This window comes from Xylanibacter brevis P6B11 (assembly GCF_000621825.1).
Classification (GTDB): Bacteria; Bacteroidota; Bacteroidia; order Bacteroidales; family Bacteroidaceae; genus Prevotella; species Prevotella brevis.
This window is the reverse complement of record NZ_KK211352.1, coordinates 309,521-330,068: the sequence shown is the minus strand read 5'-3', so window position 1 is coordinate 330,068 and position 20,548 is coordinate 309,521. Positions and strand designations below refer to the sequence as shown.

Below are 20,548 nucleotides of genomic sequence, written 5' to 3'. Positions count from 1 at the left end.
CAAAGAAAGAACGTTATGAAAAAGATATTTAGTTTCGCAAGTATCGTTTGCATGTTTGCCATGCTGGCCTCATGTAATGAAGACCCCACCTACTACCAGGTGCCCGACGTGTCTGGCAGCATGAATCTGAACCTCACCTGCTCTCAGGAGCGCATCCAGCTCGACAAGTCCACCAGCGATGCTACCGCAGTGACCTTCAATTGGGATGCCGTCAAGAGCCCCCTGTCTGCCAACGACTCGGTGGCCTACTTCCTGCGCTTCTACGATCCCGCTTCTAAGACCGAGCATATCTCTGACACCATCCCCATGGGCAACGCCACTACCAAGAGCTTCACACATAATGAGCTCAACAACATCGTGTCGCGCTGGATCCACCCCGATGTGCCCATCGAGGTGACCGCTCAGCTGCTGTGCTATGTGTTCAACGAGCAGAAGTTCGTGAAGCCCGTTGTCTCTGAGGCTAAGTTCTGGGTCACCTGCTACGAGAAGTTCCCCACCTACCTCTACCTCCGCATCACCGACAATGCTACGGGTAGCACCAAGACCGAGCGCCTGGAGCAGGTAGAGACCGGTTCGGGCATCTACCAGTACACCGCACCCCTCACACCCTCTACCTTCGTCTTTGGTACCAGTGCCACCGACGAGTATCCCGTCTATGCCCACGACAGTGGTGAGAAGCTGAAGTATGTGAATGATGGCGACTATGAGCCCTTCTCAACCACCGCTTCTGGCGATCGCACCATGATCATCGACCTCAACGACGACTATAGCGACTGCCGCATCGTAGAGATGATCAAGCTGCCACGTCCCGGCCATATCTGGATTGTGGGCGATGGATGCTCAGTAGGTTGGAACCCCAACAACTCAGCTGGTCTCTTCGAGATGGTTGGCGGTCTGCGCGAGCCTTGGATCTATGCCTGGACAGGCGAGTTCCACACTGCAAAGGATGGCTCTGAAGGCATGTTCAAGATTGGCTTGGAGAGCGACTACAATGGTCAGTTCTTCTTCGCACCTTCTAACGGTGCCAACCCCATGACCGATCTTGGCATCGACGGTCCTCGCACACAGGGCGGATCAGACAACAAGTGGCAGGTACCTGCCGAGGGCGAGGGTGTTCACACCCTGAAGCTCATCCTGCTGGCCGACGACCTGCACCTCGAGTTCGAGTAAGTTATAACTGGAGTATAATTGGGAGTTGAAGGGGAAACACATCATTCCCCTTCGGCTTCCATTTCTTAACTCCCCCTTAAAAATAATATATGAAAAGATTATTTGTTGCATTATCATTTGTCTGCAGCCAGCTGTCGCTCAGCATGGCGCAAGACTACTATTACAACCCCGTCATCAATCGCAGTCTGCCAGACCCCAGCGTCATCAAGGCCTCCGATGGCTACTTCTACCTTTATGCCACCGAAGACACCCACAACGTGCCCATCTATCGCTCTAAGAACCTGGTGAACTGGCGCTATGCCGGCACGGCCTTCACCGATGCCACACGCCCCATGGACTACTGTCCCAATGGCGGCATCTGGGCGCCCGACATCAACTATATCAATGGTCAGTACGTGCTCTACTACTCCAAGTCGGAGTGGGGCAAGACCTGGGAGAACGGCATTGGTGTGGCTGTCAGCAGCCGTCCCGACGGCGGCTTCCACAGCGCCCACAAGCTATTCCTCTCCAGCGAGATTGGCATCGAAAACTGCATAGACCCCTTCTTCATCGAGGACGACGGCCACAACTATCTGTTCTGGGGCTCGTTCCACGACATCTATGGCGTGGAGCTCACCGAGGATGGACTGGCCATCAAGGAGGGCTGCACACCCAAGAAGATTGCCGGTGGACTGATCGAGGCCACGATGATTGTCAAGCACGATGGCTACTTCTATCTCATCGGCTCGGCAGGCTCGTGCTGCGAAGGTGCCAACAGCACCTACCGATTGGTGATGACGCGTGCAACAGATATCTTTGGACCCTATCTCGACCGCAACGGACGTACTGCCGTTGGCGACAATTTCACACTTCTGCTCCAAAAGAGTCCTGAGGTCTATGGTCCCGGCCATTGCTCCGAGTTTGTCGAGGACGAGGCCGGACAGACCTGGGTGCTCTATCATGGCTTCCCTGCCGACAATGTCAACCAGGGCCGCGTCACCTATCTGGACCGCATCGTATGGAAGAAAGACGGCTGGCCCTCTATTGCACACTCGATGCCCTCTACCGAGGCCGAGGTGCCCCTCTTTGGCGCTGCTGCCGGCATCGACAATGTCTCTGCTTCGGCCGACGACGAGTTCCTCTTCCTGCCCACCGAGGCACAGGGCATGTATCGCATAGAGAGCCCCGACAGTCAGCCCTACACCTGGCGCCTGGTCAATGCCAATGGCGTGCAGATGCTCAAGGGCACCGGCACAGGCACCATCATCGTCGATGCCTCGCAGATGCCCTCAGGCATGTATGTCATCGAAGTACAAAACAAGCACGGTCATCAGTCTAAAAAGATCGTCAAAGGATAACTATCGCACAGCGATATCTCGATGTTTGTCGGGCTCCAGCCAAAAGGTATGGAGCCCGATTTTCTTTTGCTTTTGTCCTATCACCACCAGTAGCTACAAATGCCCCCCTATGATAGCTTATGTAAATTAACGATGGACCAGCTTATAAATGACCTCAATTTGCCTTGTATTCTTCCCTTGAATCATAATTATCTAGTGTTTTGTGGCCTTTTTGGTTAATACAAACGTAATACAAATATTGTGCAAACTTTTGCAAACTCACGTGTAAGTAATTTAATACTAGTCAGTTATATTTTGTGTTTTTATTTTACCTAAAAAAGTGATTAATACAAACTTTATATTCCTTTGAACAAAGGCGAAAAAACACTAATTTTGCAGCGATCAAAAACCAATAACCAAAAATTCATGAAAAAAATTAATCATGCATTAGTTTTACTTGCTCTTTTTATAGGAGTTCAAGGCTTTGCAAAATCGAGAACAGTTAGGTACGAGGATTTCCTTTTGAGAGATACCTCTCGAGTTACTCACGGTACGCTGGACAATGGTTTCCAGTATTACATCATTAAGCAACCAGTGAATCATCTTCAGATGAGTCTACTGCAGAAAACTGGGTGTTATGATGATGACGAAACAATAGAGATTTCGCATTTTCTGGAGCACATGATGATGACGGCCAATCGAGTAATGGCTACAGGAGATACATTAAGAAGCTATCTGAATAAGCTCGGTATGGATTACGGAAAGGACTTCAATGCTTATACAACTCCTAATTACATGAAATTTGACTTGTATGGTTTGAAGCCTGAACTGGCGCGTGCTGATTCATGTATGGATATACTATCTGATATCGCAGGTGGTGCCAGTATTTGTACCATGGACATAGAAGAGCAGAGAGAAAGATTGCTCAACGAGGTTTCAAACAGGAATTACACTTTTTATTCAAGAGTGATGGATTCTTTTGAAGCAGTTTTCAAGTTTGGACATAATCCCGACGAATGGCGGAGAATGAGGTTGGAAGGTGTAAGATCGATTACGCAGTCTCAACTAGAGACGTTCTATCGAAAATGGTACCATCCTCAGAATCAGTGTCTTCTGGTATCGGGTAATATCCCTGAGGGTGTTGAAGATATGATTAAAAGAAAGTTCGGTAAGCGCCCTGCTATACCTACTCCAGCATCAACAACCATAGATTATAATAAGAATGATCTGGTAATCGAAAGACATGGAAAAGCAGAATGTAAGATTATGCTACTTATGACACAGCCTCTACTGACGCAGTCGGAGAAAGAAAATATAAAACTCTTCAGAGACTGCTTTGCGTTGGAAAAAGGATGTAACACACTGCGTGATAATATGATGAAGAACAGAAATACAGCATTTAGTTCGACTATTAATTGTCAGACGTTTGAACGATTAACTTTGGAGATGGACTTTGCGTGCAATATCAATGAAGAAGAAGCAGACGGAGGCTTCCTTGCTCTTGTTGATAGTGTGACTGCTTTTTTGCATAATGTTAAGAATAACGGTGTTCAGGTGTCAATGCCCATAGATACACTTAAAAAGAAAACAGTTGTGGCACATCGTGTAAAAGCTATGAAAAAATTGCAAGAAGGAGATGGTAGGGATAATTCCATTGCATTAATGCAATTTGATGGATGCTTCGTTTATTCTTTGCCACTCTATAAGAAGGAAGATACCGATGCTTACTGGTCGTATGTACTCAGTGGTAAGGATGTCTCGAATTACTTCAAGAAGTTCATTAATAAGTCTGCTATGAAGATAGAATGTATCCTTCCTTATGGCTATCCTGAAAAGGAGATTACAGAGAAACTGAAATCCCTTTTGAGACAATATAATAATTAGTCTTATACCATCATAATAGATTTAAGAATATCAATATGAAAACAAAACTTATATTATTTTCGATTGCTTGTGCTTTCGCCATCCAGGCGTTGGCGCAGTCAGAGGATGTAAAGTATGAGGACTTTCTCGTGACCGACTCGTCGAATATCCACCAGGGCGTTCTGGACAATGGCTTCCGCTATTATATATGTAATAACGATAATCCTAACAACGAACTGGAACTACGACTCATCCAGAAATCGGGAACCGACGATGAAGGGGGTATTCCTGGTATATCTCTTTTATTAAAACGGATGCTTTGCTCAGAGAATCTGACTGTAGGTTCGAACGGTGTGCTTAAGAATAAGCTCGACGAACTGCAACTGCAACGGCTCTCTCAGTTTCGTGCAGCTCATGGTCTTGTCCCTAACGTCTCTGCTTATTGTTCAGAAATAGAAAACAGATGTACAGAGTATAATTTGTTTCGCTTAAGAAACGATAAAACATTCGTAGCGTCGTATCTGGATTTGTTGGCTGAAATTGCTGGGGATGCCCGTTTCTCTTCTTCAGAGTTGGAGCACCAGAAGGAACTTCTTGTGAATGAAATCAATAATAGAAGATACGATTTTCCCAAGGCTGAGGAAGAGGCTTTGAAAGCAGCATTTGTTGAAGGATGTACTCCTGACGAATGGGTTAACAGGCAAGTTGAGAGTATTCGCAGTATTACACTTCAGCAGTTGGAAGCATACTACCAGAAATGGTATGCCCCACAAAATCAGTGCCTGTATGTGTTTGGCAAAGCGCCTGCCAATATCGTTGATATGATAAAGCAAAAATTTGGCAGTCGCCCAAGTTTGCTTGCTCCTGAGAGAAGTGTAAATGAATTGAGCGACAATAAGTTGTTGATGGTAAAACAAGATGTTCCAATGTTTGTCGTTCAGTTTCTTTTCTTGAAACCCCGTGTAGCGCTATCAGAAACAAAGAATCTGGGCAGCGTTCGAAAAGCAGTGATATACAAACGTTTTTGTGATAATATCCGTTCCTGTTTTAAAGGATATGTGGAGTCGTCTATGGACGAAAACGATAAGCTTTTTGAAAGTCCTCTTTTTGATATAAAATTCGTGGCTGGACTAGACCTGTATGCAGGCGAGAGTCAGTTTAAGAACTACATAGATGATGTTACGAAGAAACTGGATGATATCATGCTTAATGGGGTGAATGTTGAGCCAGACACGATGTCGATGGAAAAACGAAAGGAGCTTCAGCAAAAGGCATTGATAGATCTTCGTGAAAATGTAGTTATGGATACTCATTCATGTATCAAAGACAATTTTCTCTATTCTACACCACTTTTTAAGAATTATCTAGCACAAAATTACTACCAGTATGAAATCGGTGAACAGGACATTCAGGACTGTTGCAAGGAGGTTTTCAAAGATTATGATTTGAGGATTGTGTGCTCCACACCCTATGGATATCCCGATGCCGACATCAAGGCGAAGTTGGAATCCGTCTTGCAGCATTATGAGCAAATGGAAAAGTAAGAGAAGCCGGCTCACCGGAGTATGATGGTGGGCCAGCTTAATCTTGGTGTTTCTTGAACCGATGATGAAGTATTTTCGTGATAATCTGGAAAAATAGTTTATTTTTCTGGTGAAGCTCGCCTTGTCAAAAGCGCCACTATCAACAAGAAAAGTGGCGCTTTTATGTTAGAAAACCGTCCTTGTTTGGTTGGAATAATACAGTGATACGGTTGGGAAAGTGATCAGGTAATACATGTTTCATGAATACGTAATTACATCAATGTGTATCTTGGATAATCAATAACTAAAGATTGAACAAAAACCGAGAAAACCCCTTTGTGAGCCAGAAATCTCTGTCGAGATTTTCATGTTGCCAGTGGTAATCCTTCTTGTGAACAAGTTCACATCAGGCTTCCCACTGACACCATGCCCCCTTTGGGGCTTCTGTCTCACAAAGGAAAAACCACGGACCTTCGGTCCTGAAAACCGAACCCCACCCCGGCCCTCCAGAAGGAACCCCACCCCGGCCCTCCCAAAGGAGGGTGTAATTCTGTCCTTTCCGATTTGATATCTTTTCTGTTGATTTCAATGCCAAAGAATACCTCATGCCGTAGGCGGTTTTCTCGGTTTTTCGCTTCTGTTGTTGTAGCCGACAGGCGGTTTGGGGGTAATGCGGCGGCGAAGGCAAGCTTGCTTGGCTTCGATGAAGCATTGGCAACAAACGGATGGGCCGAAGGACCATCAACAACAGAAGCGGGTTTTTGAGGTTTTTGTCACTCATGTTCAAAATGGTTCGTTTACGTGTTCGGAAATGTTCGTTTTTTCATGGGGAAGTTATTTTGCGGAATCAATGCGCTGCTATTGTTGTGACTAGCGTATAAAATGATATGGGTACGAAAAACAACATTATTGAGTACGAGAAGGAAAAATACCGGTCAAATCATGCTTTTGACTTATTTGACTTATAAATTTGTTTTGTTTTTTCGATTTTCGTATTCTCTTTTTTGTTACATTTGCAGCAAGATATTAATCACACCAATTAAAACCAATAACTATAAATAACAGATGAAGAAGAAACTGTTTTTGATTTGCTTGCTGTGCATGGTTGTGTGTGGCAGTTATGCACGGAAGTTTGATGAGGGAGCTGTGGCGTTCCTGAAAAATGTATATACAGACATTCTCACGTCGAATTCTGTTGATCTGAACCAGTATATGACTGAAGCATGCTGTGATAAAATAAACAGGTTGAATAAAGAACGCCATTGTTTTGTTATCTATGACAACTATGACCGCACACCAACGGATTTAGTGACTTTGAAGGTTATCCCACGAGGAAAAGACTGGTATTCTGTTTACTTTATTTCTGATCTCAACACAGAAAGGGAACGTCAACATGATATTCGTTATCAGGTCAAGAAAGAGAAGACGTCATATATGGTTACCGACATTGATGAGGATAATGGCATCGATACGACTCTGACAGCAGATAATGTTATGAGTGTTGTCGAACATTTTCCATCATTTCCTGGAGGTGATGAGGGAATGAATAAATTCTTGACAGAGAATTTGTATTACCCGACTTATGCTAAAACCCATAATTTGTCGGGACGGGTCGTTGTGACTGTGGTTGTCAGGAAAGATGGCAAGGTATGCAATCCGAAAGTGATTCAGAGTGTCTGTCCCTGTCTAGACAATGTAGTCTTGTATGCTATTAAGCACATGCCAAGGTGGCAACCGGGAAGGCATAGAGGGCGCCTCGTGAATGTGAAATATACGATACCCATCCTTTTTAAATAATATAGAGAGCCAAAAGCTAACAACCTCTAAGACAAGCTCCTTAGATTGTGAATAAGGAGTGACGAAGAATTCTGTGTAATATAAAAAACCAATAATCACTAAAAACAATTTGTAATTATGAAAAAGTTTCTTTTTTCGTTTGCCGTTATGGCATTGTGTTCAATGGTGTCTTTTGCCGGTAAAAACAATCCTTTGGTCGGAGTATGGCAGAAAGTGGAATACAGAGGCCCTGGCATTATAATGATTGGCTCGGCTGGTAAGGTGTTCATGCCCGATGGACGTTTGTTCGGCTTTTACTTAAATCCCGCTGATTACGATCACTATGAGGATTTTGATTTCAATCCGTGGCTTTTTGGTAATTATGAGGTTACCAGCGACAACACTTATCATGAAAAGATAACGCTGCACCAGGCAGGGCCGCAGTGGGAGACAGATGCTTATTTCACCTATAAGTTTCTGAATAGTCGTATCTTGCTTGCAGAGTTCACGCATGTCTTCCCCGATGGCACTAAGCGTACCATCACTGATGTGTGGATAAAGGCTGTCTATGACGAGAAAGAGCGCAAGGAACTTCTGAAGAAGGTGGCAGATAACTGGGACGAGTATATGCAAAGGGCTAAAATAATATTCGGAAGAATGTCTTATGATGATTGCCCTATTCGTTGAAATAGCAGCTTCTAATGGTCGATACCATTGACTCTATAGAAATATAGTGGTGAACATGGCGTGACCACGAGATTGAAAACGGATGGCTCTTCAGACCTCTGCAATAAATATAAAGAGGAACTGACCAATGTGCTTCAGGAGTTTGAGCCCTGGCAGCAAACCTCATCCCGACAATTCGTGGAGAATAAGGAGTGATTGAAAGGATGAAAGCATAGAAGCAATGAAAAAGGAATTGAAAAAAAGATAATAGCTTATTCCTATTGATTTCCTGACATAAAAGTGCCGCTATTCTTGTTAATAGTGGCACTTTCGCCTAGTCATAGCTTAGGTATTGTCGTGTAATAGTGCCACTTTTGTCTTGCAATAGTGGCACTTTTGCTCCGCATCTAGCCCCTGGAAAGGTCAATTCTAGGGGCTAGATGCGGTCGTTTTAGCCCCTAGAAGTGGCAGTTCTAGCGGCTAGATGTGGGCTTTCCAGGGGCTAGAACAGAAACTATTGTTTTGGTTCTAGACTTTAGAACTGCCATTTCTAGACTTTAGAACTGCCACTTTTAGACTCTAAAACCGCCCATTCTAGACTCTAGAAATAGTGTTTCTAGACTCTAGATTGGCACCAAAAGTGCCACTCTTGCTATTCCAAACGGCCACTATTGCCCCGCAATAGCAGCTGTTTTCCATCTTCAAAGTGCCACTTTTAAATGCATATATCATCTGCAGAACTCCCCTCCCTTCCGCTGAACTCCCCTCCCTTCAAGGGGAGGGGTAGGGGTGGGGTCTGTAACTTCATTGGCAGTTAGAACAATACTGACCCCACCCCCGACCCCTCCCCTACATGGGAGGGGAGTGCCTACGGAGTCCTTGGATTTTCAACCGCATAGTACGAAAGATTCCTTTTTTGGGTATGTTCTATAAATTGCATATATCATCCGCTGAACTCCCCTCCCATGTAGGGGAGGGGTAGGGGTGGGGTCAGTAACTAAACAATAATCCGCAGATTTCTACGTTATTACAAGAAAAGCCCCAATGCACTATCCTACAGCTAAAGCAAACGCTACAGAACAAAAAGATTATCGCAAGGCTCTTCGCAACAACATGACCGCAGCAGAAGCTACGCTCTGGCGTGCCCTGAAGGGTCGTGGGGCTGGCGGCATGAAATTTCGTCGTCAGCAAGGTATAGGCCCTTATATTCTTGACTTCTACTGCCCAGGGTATCGGCTTGGCATAGAACTCGATGGTGCCAGCCATGATTACAAATACGAATACGATGAGCAGCGAACTGAATATCTTCGCGAGCAGGGTATCCGTGTGCTTCGCTTTAGCAATCAGCAGGTGTTTACATCCATGCAAGGTGTCTTGGCTGAGATTGTGCGCGCAGCCAATGAAGTTACAGACCCCACCCCCAGACCCTCCCCTTGAAGGGAGGGGAGTACCTACTGGGACCATGGATTATCAACCACGCAGTACGAAAGATTCTTTTTTAGGGTATGTTCTATAATTTGCATATATCATCTGCTGAACTCCCCTACATGGGAGGGGAGTACCTGCGCAAGGTTCAAGCTAAGGAAACAACCGCACAGGTTGAAAAATTTATCAGCAACTCCTTGAATGGAAGGAGGAAAGACATGGAGAAGTGGCACTTTCTGGATTGCTCACATAAAATATTCCACCATAAGGATTTCTTTTTCAGTTTTTATTTGTACCTTTGCCCCCATGCCATTGATGATTTCGCTTGATGTCGAAATACTTTTCTAAGGTAGGCGAAAGTTCTGATATGGCAAATTTCTGCCTTTGCTACGAATTCAGAAGTACACAATGCAAACTGGTCTGCGTATCGAACACATAAACAATAAAGACGAAAAAGAATGGAAGGTTCTTTTTGACTTTTACTACGCCCCTTTGTGTGCTTTCGCCAGCGACTTGCTGCACGACGATATGCTGGCTGAGGATATCGTGCAGACTACCTTGATGAAGCTATGGAACAACGACAAGACGTTTGAAAGTCAGAAGCACCTGTCGTTCTATCTCTACAGGGCTGTCTATAACAACACGCTGTACCACCTGCGCGACCACCAGCAGTTTGTCAACGTCGAGATATCTGACGCCATCTCTCTGGGGCATCACGAGGACGACTTCGCCATGGCGGTAAAAGAAGAACTGGTGAGACAATTATATGAGGGCATACAGCAGTTACCCAAGCGTCGGCGTGAGGTTATCACCTTGTCTATAGAAGGGAAGACGGGGGCAGAGATTGCCGAGATTCTGCAGATTAGCCTCAGTACGGTCAAGGAGAGCAAGGCAAAGGCTATCGAGATGCTGAGGAAGTATGCCAAAGACAACCCTCTGATCTGCTTTTTATAGAAAAATATCACTTTTTTGGGTTTATCGATAATACTTTTACGATTTTTTGCATAATATACTTAAAAAGTAAAAGTATGAAAGCCGACGAGCAACACTTTATAGATACCATTGACGCCATTGCCCGAGATGAGCAACAGGCTGACCCACGATTGGAAGAGGTGCGCCACTTCTATCGCAGCACCATGGTTTCCGAACGACTGGCTCACTACCAGAAATACAACATCAAAAAAGCCTACAAATTGTTTCTTCGCAATACCCATGAGCAGCGCCCCGTGGCATATCGGCGCTATGTGGCTTGGGCGGCAGCTGCCATCTTTGCCGGCTTTATCATGATGATACCGTTCATGAGCGACAACAAACCGTCTCACGAGGTCATGGCGATGCTGGAAAAGCACATCCCTGCACTGACAGACTCGGTGCCCGTTATTACCACCAGCACGGGCAAGGTTATCCTGCTCGACCATGCTGATGACAACATGGATGTAGCGGGCACATCGGCCTATGTCACCGAGAGTGGTATTGCTATGAATAATTCCGACAAAGAAGAATCGCTCCTGGAACTGGTGGTGCCATACGGACGGCAATACCAGATAGCACTGCCCGACGGTACTGCCATCACCCTGAACTCGGGCTCTAAATTGAAGTTCCCCAACCGAATGGACCTCAGCCGGCGCGTTTATCTGGAGGGCGAGGCCTACTTTGACGTCAAGAAGACTGGTCGCCCCTTCAAGGTGAGCACCAGCGCAGGCACGATAACCGTCATGGGTACCACGTTTAACGTGAGAAGCTATGACGCCAACCATGCTGGCGTGGCCCTCTACTCGGGCCAGGTGATGTTTAGCGCAGGCGACAACGACTACCTGCTCGCTCCGGGCGAGGAAGTCGTGAAAGAGGGCAACGACATCACCATTCAGCCCATCAGCGACCCGAGAGCGTCGGCCTGGCGCAACGGACTCATCGTGTTCCGCAACCAGCGATTGGAGGCAATCATGGCCGAGATAGCACGCATCTATGGCGTCGAGGTGGAGTTTAAGGCCGATGTCAGAGATATCCGCTTCTCGGGCGAATGCCGGAGAACAGAGACCGTCGATGAGTTCATGCAGAAGATGAGGCTGACCGACGAGTTTGACTACGAGATTGACGGAAACAAGATCACCATTCAATAGTTACAAAAAACAAAAACTTAACCAAAGAAAAAAAATGAGTAACAATTATTTTTCTGCGCTCCCGAGGTTCTTGACAAAAGGGAGAAGACTTTTCTTTACGCTTACGTTGGTCTGCTGCTCTCTTCATGCCTCGTGGGCACAGCAACAACGTTTTTCAGGAAACTACAACAATGTAGATGTGATTAAAATCCTGGAGTCTGTTCAGGGAAAGACTCGGTTCACGTATGTGTATAATGCCGACCTGCTGAAAGGCAAGAAAGCCACCATCACGGCCAAGAACGAAACGGTGGCCGCCTTCCTGGCCCGTCTTTGTCAGCAGTTGGACCTGGAGGTGGTGTGGGATGGCGACTGTGCCGTGATACGCAAGGCCAATGCCGATGCACAGAAGATCGTTGTAGCAGGTCATGTCATGGACGAGGCCTCCGAGCCTCTGCCTGGAGTGGCCGTGACAGTTTCGGGCAAGAAGGGCACTGCCGTCACCAACAGCGAGGGTAACTACCGCATCGAGGTGCACGAGCAGGACGTGCTCTGCTTCAGCTTCATCGGCATGAAGCAGCAGAAGGTGCTCGTTGACCGTTCAAACATTGATGTGGTCATGCACGAAAACGTGGCTACACTGAACGACGTCATCGTCACCGGTTACCAGACCATTGACCGCTCGAAACTCACGTCGGCAGTTACAACCCTGAAGATGGATGACATCATCAATCCTGGTATGAACACCATCGACCAGATGCTGGAAGGCAAGGTGCCTGGCATGATCTTCATGCCTAACAGCGGTCAGCTGGGTGCTGCGCCCAAGTTGCGCATTCGTGGTACCTCGACCATCCTCGGCAATCGCGAACCACTGTGGGTGCTCGACGGTATCGTTCTTTCTGATCCTGTGAATGTTGATCCCCAGAGCATCAACGACCCAGACTTCGTCAATCTGTTGGGCAACGCCATTTCTGGTTTGAACCCTAACGACATCGAGCAGATTGACGTGCTGAAGGATGCTTCGGCCACCGCACTCTATGGTGCTAAGGCCGGCAATGGCGTCATCGTGATTACCACCAAAAAAGGTAAGATCGGTAAACCTTCGGTGGGCTATAACGGCAGCTTCACCTATACACGCCGTCCCCGCTACTCAGACCGTGACATCTATATGATGAACGCTGCCGAGCGACTGGACGTCAGCAAGGAACTGATCGATCGCAAGATGTATTATAATAATGTGACCCAGTGGTCTGGCTATGAAGAGGCACTGATGGACTACTATAGTGGCAACATCGACTACGCCACATTCAAGCAGCGTGCCGACTACTACGGCAGCGTCAACACCGACTGGCTCGGGCTGCTGACCCACGACGCCCTGTCGCACAACCACACCGTGAGCCTCTCTGGTGGCTCGCCCAACATCAAGTACTATGCTTCTGTGGGATACAGCCAGCAGGACGGTGCTATCAAGAAAGAGCAAAACGACCGCTACTCGGCCATGCTGAACCTCTCGGCCAACTACCGCAAGTTCAGCTCGCAGTTCCAGTTGGCTGCCAACACCACTGAGCGCACCTACACACCGTCTGACATCAACGTGATGGACTATGCCTACAACATGAGCCGCACCATGCCTGCGCACAATCCCGACGGTTCGCTGTTCTACTATCCACGCGTTGACATGTATGGCAACCGCTATGACTACAACATCATCAACGAGATGGCTAACTCGGGTGACAACACCGATGGCAATGCCATCAACCTCCGTGCCCAGATGCGCTACGAGTTGCTGCCGTGCCTGAACGTAGATGCCGTGCTGGCCTACGGTATCCAGAACACCACGCGCGAGGAATACTACACCAAGGATACGTATTACATCAACAACCTCCGCTCTGATCGTTCGCTCCGCAACGACATGTGTCCCGTCGGCGGTCAGCTGAAGCGCGAGGAGACACGCAACACCGACTACACGGCCCGTCTGCAGGCCAACTTCATGAAGACACTCGGGCAGAAGGGTAGTCACCTGATTACGGCTTCTGCCGGTATCGAGGCAAAGTCAACAGAGTACAAGGGCTTCAACATCACCCGCCGCGGCTACTTCACCGAGTTTGGCGGTTACTTCGATCAGGTGCCAACCACCTATTCAATGTATTACTCGTCGTTTATGGCATCGAAGGAGGGACTGGGCTATCGCACCCGTCAGCTCACCAACGAGATGGCATGGTATGCCACCGGTGGCTATGGCTACAAGGACACCTACATCTTCAATGTGCACCTGCGCGGAGAGCGCTCGAACCTCTTCGGTACGCGCGCCAACGAGGAGTTCTCGCCCATCTGGGCTGTTTCCGGTCGCTGGAACATGAAGAAAGACGTGCTGAAGAACACGTCCTGGGTGGACGATGCTTCTCTGCGCCTCTCATGGGGTTGGCAGGGCAACATGCTGCCGGGTCAGACCGCGCGCATGATTATCCAGCAGTCAAAGCTCACCAGCTATGACTTCAACGAGAACTATGCCACCATCTACAAGTATCCTAACCCCGACCTGAAGTGGGAGCGCACGGCTTCTTATAATGCCGGACTTGACTTCGCCCTGCTGAACAACAAGATTCGCGGTACGGTGTCTTACTTCTACAAGCACACCACCAACGCTTTCCTGACCAAGACGGTGTCGGAAATCAATGGTGTCAATCAGTATGTCATCAATGGCGGTACACTCGACAACCGGGGTATCGAGCTGTCGTTCAGCTTTACGCCCATCAACAATGCTACAAACATTGGTGGAACATCAAAGCGTGGCTTCGTATGGCGTATCGACCCACAGATTGGCGAGGTCATCAACAAGGTGGCCAACCGCGCCCTCAACAAGAAGAACAATGTGCTGCACGATGTGGTCACTTATAAAGACTACCTCAATGGCTCCATCGAGTTTACAGGAAAGCCTATCGGCACGTTCTATTCTTATAAGTTCAAAGGTCTGGACCACAACACTGGTGCGCCCACGTTCTACAACACAGAGGACGAGAACAAAGACGAACTGATGGCTAAGTATGCCAACATGACCAAGGAGGAGATCTTCGAGACCGTCATGGAGGAATCGGGCACGCGCGAACCCTACATCCAGGGTGGTATCACCAACTACTTCGGTTGGCGCAACTTCGGTCTGTCGTTCAACTTCACCTACTCGCTGGGTAACAAGATCCGTATGCTGAAGATTGCTTCTGGCTATGCCACCAACATCATCTATCCACAGCAGAACCTGCGTAAGGAGTACGTCAACCGCTGGCGCCGTCCGGGCGATGAGGCGTTTACCAATATCCCAGGTCTCGTTGTCGATCAGGCTTACAACACCTCTTGGTGGCAGCAGTATCCTGCAACGACCTATGAGTTTGCCGGCAGCATGTATGAGATGTACGACAACTCTAACATCCGTGTGGTCAGCGGTAACTACCTGAAGCTCCAGTCGCTGTCGTTCAAATACAATGTGGAGGACAACCTGGTCAAGGCGCTCGGACTGCAGTCCATGTACATCACCTTCACGGGCAACAACCTCTGGACGCTGTGCAGCAAGAAACTCAAGGGACAGGATCCTACACAGAGCGGCAGCTCGCCCTCTATCAACCTGTCAACACGTCCTACCTACACATTCAACATCAACGTAACCATCTAAAAATCACTGCAAAATGAAAAGACTATCAATATATGCGCTTTTGCTGGCCCTGGCACCCGTGCTCCTGACGTCGTGTGGCGACTTCCTGGAAGAGTATTCTACTGACCAGCGCTACTGTGAAAATGTGGATGACCTCGAGGCACTGATGATTGGCGAAGGCTTTCTGGGCTTCAGAAAGGGGGCTATCTACGGTCAGGGAACCATGAGCAAGTCGGAACTGGAGTCGACGAACGACCAGAGCCTTTACTTCCCCTGGATTCACGTGGTCGATGACGATGCCGAGGCGTTCCTCGTTGACTATGTTACAGAGGATGTAGGCACGCCTTACTACATGTTGGGCAAGCTGGCCAACTGGAACGAGGACCCCTTCAGCAGTATTCAGAACATACAGTGGGAGGATAAGGACTGGACCAAACTGTACAAGCATATCGGCGCCCTAAACTCCATCATCTTCCAGGCACAGGAGATAACTGGTAAAGATACACGAACAGAGAAGGTGACATTGCTGAAGCATGTCAGTGGCGAAGCCCACTTCCTTCGTGCTTTCTACTACTTCTACCTGGCTAATGCCTATGGAATGCCTTACTCGGAGGCTACTGCCAATACAGACTTCTGCGTGCCCTTGAAGGTGTCGGAGGTTATCGAAGACAAGCACTTCAAGCGGGCATCGTGCAAGGAGGTCTATAATCAGATATGGGCCGACCTCGAGGCCGCCGAGAAAGAGTTGAATGGCTACACCCCCGACTTCACATTGCGTGTAGGCATCGGTGCTGTCAAGGCTTTCAAGTCGCGTGTGGCTCTCTATATGGAGCGCTATCAGGATGCTATCGATGCTACTGATGCCTTCAAGGAGTTGGGCTACAAGCTCACCGACCTCCGTCAGCATGATGCTGCCAACAGCTTCAGCAACCGCAACTCCGTCGAAACGATCTTCACTACCGGCACTTACAATGCCAGTTTCATCTTCATCAACGACTCTACCGGCTCGTGGAATGGCGATGACAACCGTGCTTGCAGCTTCAAGGCCAGCAGCAGCCTGATGGACAACTTCAAGCCCACCGACTTGCGCCGTGAGTTTTTCTTCCGCAACAGTTCGAAGAACAAGGCGCCACTGCCCAACAAGTACTTCCCACAGCCAGACGACTACAACTTCCAGGATATGGCTTCCGACATCTTCACCTTACGCTATGCCGAGGTGCTGCTCAACAGAGCTGAGGCTCTGGCCATGCTCAATCAGACCGAGCAGGCACGTGCCACCCTGCAGCAGTTGCGCGAGAAGCGACTGACGGATGCCCAGTTGGCCGACATTCCTACGGACAACGAGAAGCTGGTAGAGTTTATCCGCACCGAGCGCCGCATGGAGCTCTGCTTCGAAGGTCACCGCTGGTTCGACCTGCGCCGTTATGCCGTGAACAGCCGCTATCCGCTCGCCGAGGATTTCGCCATCACACACCCGGCCTACTCCTACGACGCTGTTTCCAACACGTACTATCACATTGGCGACTATCGTCTGGGTGCGTTCAAGTACGACCAGGCTGCCTGGATGATGCCAATACCCAGTGCCACCATCACTTTCAACGAAGGAACCCTGACCAACCTTCTCCGTCAGACACGTACAATCATCAAAAACTAAATTAAAGCAATGAAAACATATAAGTATATCTTCGCAACGGTCCTTGCAGCACTGGCCCTGTCAGCATGCCAGGAAGAAGAGATCACCGAGTTTCCAGACTACACGAAGAACTGGTTTGAGCTTCAGGACAACCCTGACGACTCGGTTGCTCACGCGATGTATCAGTTCTATAAGGACTACAACATCCCCGTGTTTGCCAACGACACGATAGGTCAGCAGCAGCGCGTGGACGTCTTCGGACACGAATACACACACTACGAGACGCTCACACTGAGCTACTCCATGGGTGGCGGCGCTTCGGCCTACACGGAGCCGGTGGTGGATAATTTTGTATGTGCCACCCGTCAGTATATTCCTGCATTCCTGCGCTACCTGCGTGCTAACATCATGCCGCTGACACCTAAGAAGGTGCACATCCACAGCATTCTGCTCGTTGACCAAATGTACAGCCGCTCTTTTGGCAACGACGCCTTCAAGGGACTGAACACCCTCGTCATCTCTAACGTGGCTAATCTGGCCAACATGAGCGACAAGGAAAAGAAGGCCATGCAGGGCTCTATCCTGCGCGTTCTGTATGGCGACTACATCACGCACACGGATGAGTATAACGCCAAGCTGGAGCGCTTCTACAACGTGTCGAGAGACCTGTCGCCCTCAAAGGATATCTACAACATGTACACGGGCTATCTCCGACAGTATGTCACCGGTGCCGACCCCACTGACTGGAATCATCCCACCGTCGAGGAGGTGGGCTTCCTGGGGCCCGACCCGTCAAACAGTTATTATACGCCGGCCAGCACCTTCATGGACATCATGATGTACTGCCAAGCCATTCTCACGTATGATGAAGCTGAGTTTGAAGCGCTCTATGGTCAGTATCCCTATATCATGGAGAAGTATCATATCCTCAAGGAAATCATTGAAACCATTCAATAAATAATGAAAAAAAATCTCTTTCTTACGGGGCTCCTGCTGACTGTTCTCACAGCGGGAGCCCAGAATGCAAGCCTGAAAGGAACATTCCTGAAGGACGTTATGGGACAAAAAAGCAATATGCTCTATATTGCACAAAACGAGAAAGGACAGCTCGCGCCTAAGTCCATGGCTGCCCTCCGCTCTACCGACCGGTCTTTCCAGGCCAACATCACACCCGACATGGGTATCATCGGTAAGGTGAACTATGTGGGAGCCGACGGCGAGTTCTACCCCATTTATTTCAAAAAGGGCGAGACCGTCGATATCACTGTCAAGGACGGCACCATCCGTTTCAATGGAAAGCTCAGCAAGGAAAACAAGTTTTTCGCTGCATGGTACAGCTTGTTGGCCCCTCTGCGCCAGCTCGACTATACACCCCTGGGCCGCAGCACGGGGTCGCAGCGCTACCACGAGCTGATAGACAGCATCACACCGCTGGCGCAACAGCTCATTGCTCAGGTCAATACCGGCAATAGCTACTTTGACAACTGGGTCAAGAAGGCCATGCCTTATAACCTGCAGTATGATGTGCTGAACGTCTTCTCCAACGGCATTGAGTTTGGCCAGAAGACGGACTATCCTGCCTATCTGCAGAAGCTCTTCAACAACTACCAGTATGATAGCATGGACATGTGGAACTACAGTGCTGCTCCTTTCGATCTGATCAGCATCTATGCCTTTGGCCGTGCTTGGGTCTATAATTTCATCATGGGGCCCACACTGCCTATTTCCCTGACCTACATCTCTGACCCTCAGCTACGCGGCGAGGTTATGATTGAAGCCATGAACCGCCACTTGCTGGACAGCTGTGACGTGCGCTGCAAGCAGTACGAGAGTAGCTTTGTTACGGCCGACCAGAAGGCACGCCGCGACGCCCTGCTGCGCCGCTGGTTGGTCAACCAGCCTGGCAATCCAGCCATCGACTTCGCCTATGAAGATGTGAACGGAAAGCAGAAAGCGCTCTCTGACTACAAGGGTAAGGTGGTTGTCGTTGATGTATGGGCTACCTGGTGTGCCCCCTGTAAGAAGGAGATTCCCATGCTCGAACAGCTCCAGCAGGAGTTCCAAGGCCAGGATGTTGTCTTCATGAGTGTCTCGTTCGACACCGACCGTGCCGCCTGGCAGAAGATGATCACCGAAAAACACATGGGAGGCGTTCAGCTCATCAGCTACCGCAAAGGCCCACTTGTTGACGACTACGTCATCGATGCCGTTCCCCGCTTCATGGTGTTCGACAGACAGGGCAACGTCGTTACTACCAATGCGCCACGCCCCTCGGAGCCAGAGTTGAAGCAACTGATTGAAACCGAACTGAAAAAGAACTGATGCATATGAAGCCAAGAAACATATTATTTGTTGTGCTGCTGTTCTCAGCCATCATCTGCCACGCCCAGGGCATTGCTTTCACCACAGGCCTCACCTTCAAGCAGGCTGTTGCCAAGGCAAAGAAGGAAAACAAGATGCTTTTCATGGACTGCTATACGTCGTGGTGTGTGCCTTGCGCCAAAATGGCCAAGGAGATTTTCCCACTGAAGGAATGTGGCGACTATTTCAATTCGCGTTTTGTCAGCATACAGGTTGACATGCAGAAGGGTGAAGGCGTCGAACTGATGAAGAAGTTCCAAGTGCAGGCTTTCCCTACGTTCATTATCTTTGATGGCAATGGCGACGAGATCAACCGCATCACTGGCGGCTCTTCAAGTCTGGACGAATTCCTCAAGCGCGTTGAGGAGGCGCAGAAGCCCGACAACTCTGTTCCCATGATGAAGAAGAAGTTCTTCAGCGAACCGGAATACGAACTGGGCATGAAACTCATTAAGGCCATGATGGACCATGGACAGGACCCGGCACCCGTGATTGACGAGATGATGAAAAACAAGTGGGAGTCACAGCGCTACGACCGTTCGTTCTTCGCACTGGTTCTGGCCAACACCGACTTCCGCTCACCACGCTTCGACAAGATCATGCTCGACATTGATCGACTGAACAAGCATATCGGCACAGAACAGACGCGACGCATGATTCTCGACTCCTATCGTACAGGCATGTACCTGGTAGCCAGCGGTCGCGAACATGACTACACGGTGGACGACGTGCGCAAGGCGGCACTCATCACGGCGATGCTCGATTTTCCTCCCACCGAGGGCATCGCATTGGTGCCACGCATCGCACTGCATGTCATTGAGCAGGACTACGACAAGCTCATTGACTTCTACGACGAGGTGGTGCGCTATGTCCCCGCCAACGATGCATTCAAGGTAATCCTCAACGGACTGCTACAGGCTCAGTATCCCAAGATGAATGATGCCCAAAAGGCGAAATACGAGAACTATGTCAATAGCTTCGTCAAGTCTGCTACCTATGAGGCTCAGGGCATGGAGAACAGTCTGAAGTTCATGAAGGAACAGGATGCAAAAGCCAAGAAATAATATGAACACAAA

15 protein-coding genes are annotated in these 20,548 nt (G+C 48.6%); all 15 read left to right on the top strand.

The window, feature by feature from the left end; translation table 11 throughout:
* Positions 1-15: 15 nt before the first annotated feature.
* The 15 genes from T496_RS14040 (at position 16) to T496_RS14505 (ending at position 20,536) form a co-directional block, all read left to right on the top strand.
* The gene (locus T496_RS14040) at positions 16-1,170 is read left to right on the top strand and encodes a SusE domain-containing protein (protein WP_044111135.1); all 1,155 of its coding nucleotides are present in this window, start codon (positions 16-18) and stop codon (positions 1,168-1,170) included.
* Positions 1,171-1,259: 89 nt separating this feature from the next.
* Positions 1,260-2,507 (top strand): family 43 glycosylhydrolase, encoded by a 1,248-nt coding sequence (locus T496_RS0110980; protein ID WP_027450798.1) that lies wholly within the window; start codon positions 1,260-1,262, stop codon positions 2,505-2,507.
* Positions 2,508-2,912: 405 nt separating this feature from the next.
* The gene (locus tag T496_RS0110975) at positions 2,913-4,370 is read left to right on the top strand and encodes an insulinase family protein (RefSeq protein ID WP_027450797.1); all 1,458 of its coding nucleotides are present in this window, start codon (positions 2,913-2,915) and stop codon (positions 4,368-4,370) included.
* A gap of 35 nt (positions 4,371-4,405) precedes the next feature.
* Positions 4,406-5,893, top strand: coding sequence for an insulinase family protein (locus tag T496_RS0110970; protein WP_027450796.1), 1,488 nt, complete (start codon positions 4,406-4,408; stop codon positions 5,891-5,893).
* 1,044 nt (positions 5,894-6,937) lie between these two features.
* Positions 6,938-7,669, top strand: a complete 732-nt coding sequence (locus T496_RS14515) for a TonB family protein (protein ID WP_081783636.1) — start codon at positions 6,938-6,940, stop codon at positions 7,667-7,669.
* 117 nt (positions 7,670-7,786) lie between these two features.
* The gene (locus T496_RS0110955) at positions 7,787-8,335 is read left to right on the top strand and encodes a DUF4488 domain-containing protein (protein WP_155808876.1); all 549 of its coding nucleotides are present in this window, start codon (positions 7,787-7,789) and stop codon (positions 8,333-8,335) included.
* A 60-nt stretch (positions 8,336-8,395) separates the two neighbouring features.
* On the top strand, positions 8,396-8,530 hold the full coding sequence (locus tag T496_RS15330; protein ID WP_262499110.1) for a hypothetical protein: 135 nt from the start codon (positions 8,396-8,398) through the stop codon (positions 8,528-8,530).
* A gap of 828 nt (positions 8,531-9,358) precedes the next feature.
* A complete protein-coding gene (locus tag T496_RS14030) occupies positions 9,359-9,751 on the top strand; it encodes an endonuclease domain-containing protein (protein WP_044111132.1) in 393 nt (130 codons plus the stop codon).
* Positions 9,752-10,147: 396 nt separating this feature from the next.
* Positions 10,148-10,693 carry an RNA polymerase sigma factor gene (locus T496_RS0110940; RefSeq protein WP_044111128.1) on the top strand — a complete coding sequence of 182 codons (546 nt, stop codon included), beginning with the start codon at positions 10,148-10,150 and terminating at the stop codon, positions 10,691-10,693.
* 74 nt (positions 10,694-10,767) lie between these two features.
* Complete coding sequence (locus T496_RS0110935) at positions 10,768-11,859, top strand: FecR family protein (RefSeq protein ID WP_027450791.1); 1,092 nt, start codon at positions 10,768-10,770, stop codon at positions 11,857-11,859.
* A 178-nt stretch (positions 11,860-12,037) separates the two neighbouring features.
* Positions 12,038-15,499, top strand: a complete 3,462-nt coding sequence (locus tag T496_RS14025; RefSeq protein ID WP_197018959.1) for a SusC/RagA family TonB-linked outer membrane protein — start codon at positions 12,038-12,040, stop codon at positions 15,497-15,499.
* 13 nt (positions 15,500-15,512) lie between these two features.
* Entirely contained in the window at positions 15,513-17,132 is a 1,620-nt protein-coding gene (locus T496_RS0110925) for a RagB/SusD family nutrient uptake outer membrane protein (protein ID WP_081783634.1), read from the top strand.
* Positions 17,133-17,141: 9 nt separating this feature from the next.
* On the top strand, positions 17,142-18,068 hold the full coding sequence (locus T496_RS0110920) for a hypothetical protein (protein ID WP_027450789.1): 927 nt from the start codon (positions 17,142-17,144) through the stop codon (positions 18,066-18,068).
* Between the two features lie 3 nt (positions 18,069-18,071).
* Positions 18,072-19,433, top strand: coding sequence for a TlpA family protein disulfide reductase (locus T496_RS14510; protein ID WP_052342197.1), 1,362 nt, complete (start codon positions 18,072-18,074; stop codon positions 19,431-19,433).
* A gap of 5 nt (positions 19,434-19,438) precedes the next feature.
* The gene (locus tag T496_RS14505; protein WP_197018958.1) at positions 19,439-20,536 is read left to right on the top strand and encodes a thioredoxin family protein; all 1,098 of its coding nucleotides are present in this window, start codon (positions 19,439-19,441) and stop codon (positions 20,534-20,536) included.
* Positions 20,537-20,548 lie beyond the last annotated feature (12 nt).

Bases quoted from the DNA above. Each gene is read 5' to 3' on its own strand.
- T496_RS0110935 (WP_027450791.1), top strand. From the start codon at position 10,768: ATGAAAGCCGACGAGCAACACTTTATAGATACCATTGACGCCATTGCC.
- T496_RS14030 (WP_044111132.1), top strand. From the start codon at position 9,359: ATGCACTATCCTACAGCTAAAGCAAACGCTACAGAACAAAAAGATTAT.
- T496_RS0110925 (WP_081783634.1), top strand. From the start codon at position 15,513: ATGAAAAGACTATCAATATATGCGCTTTTGCTGGCCCTGGCACCCGTG.
- T496_RS0110920 (WP_027450789.1), top strand. From the start codon at position 17,142: ATGAAAACATATAAGTATATCTTCGCAACGGTCCTTGCAGCACTGGCC.
- T496_RS0110970 (WP_027450796.1), top strand. From the start codon at position 4,406: ATGAAAACAAAACTTATATTATTTTCGATTGCTTGTGCTTTCGCCATC.
- T496_RS14505 (WP_197018958.1), top strand. From the start codon at position 19,439: ATGAAGCCAAGAAACATATTATTTGTTGTGCTGCTGTTCTCAGCCATC.
- T496_RS14515 (WP_081783636.1), top strand. From the start codon at position 6,938: ATGAAGAAGAAACTGTTTTTGATTTGCTTGCTGTGCATGGTTGTGTGT.
- T496_RS14510 (WP_052342197.1), top strand. From the start codon at position 18,072: ATGAAAAAAAATCTCTTTCTTACGGGGCTCCTGCTGACTGTTCTCACA.
- T496_RS14040 (WP_044111135.1), top strand. From the start codon at position 16: ATGAAAAAGATATTTAGTTTCGCAAGTATCGTTTGCATGTTTGCCATG.
- T496_RS0110975 (WP_027450797.1), top strand. From the start codon at position 2,913: ATGAAAAAAATTAATCATGCATTAGTTTTACTTGCTCTTTTTATAGGA.
- T496_RS0110940 (WP_044111128.1), top strand. From the start codon at position 10,148: ATGCAAACTGGTCTGCGTATCGAACACATAAACAATAAAGACGAAAAA.
- T496_RS0110955 (WP_155808876.1), top strand. From the start codon at position 7,787: ATGAAAAAGTTTCTTTTTTCGTTTGCCGTTATGGCATTGTGTTCAATG.
- T496_RS0110980 (WP_027450798.1), top strand. From the start codon at position 1,260: ATGAAAAGATTATTTGTTGCATTATCATTTGTCTGCAGCCAGCTGTCG.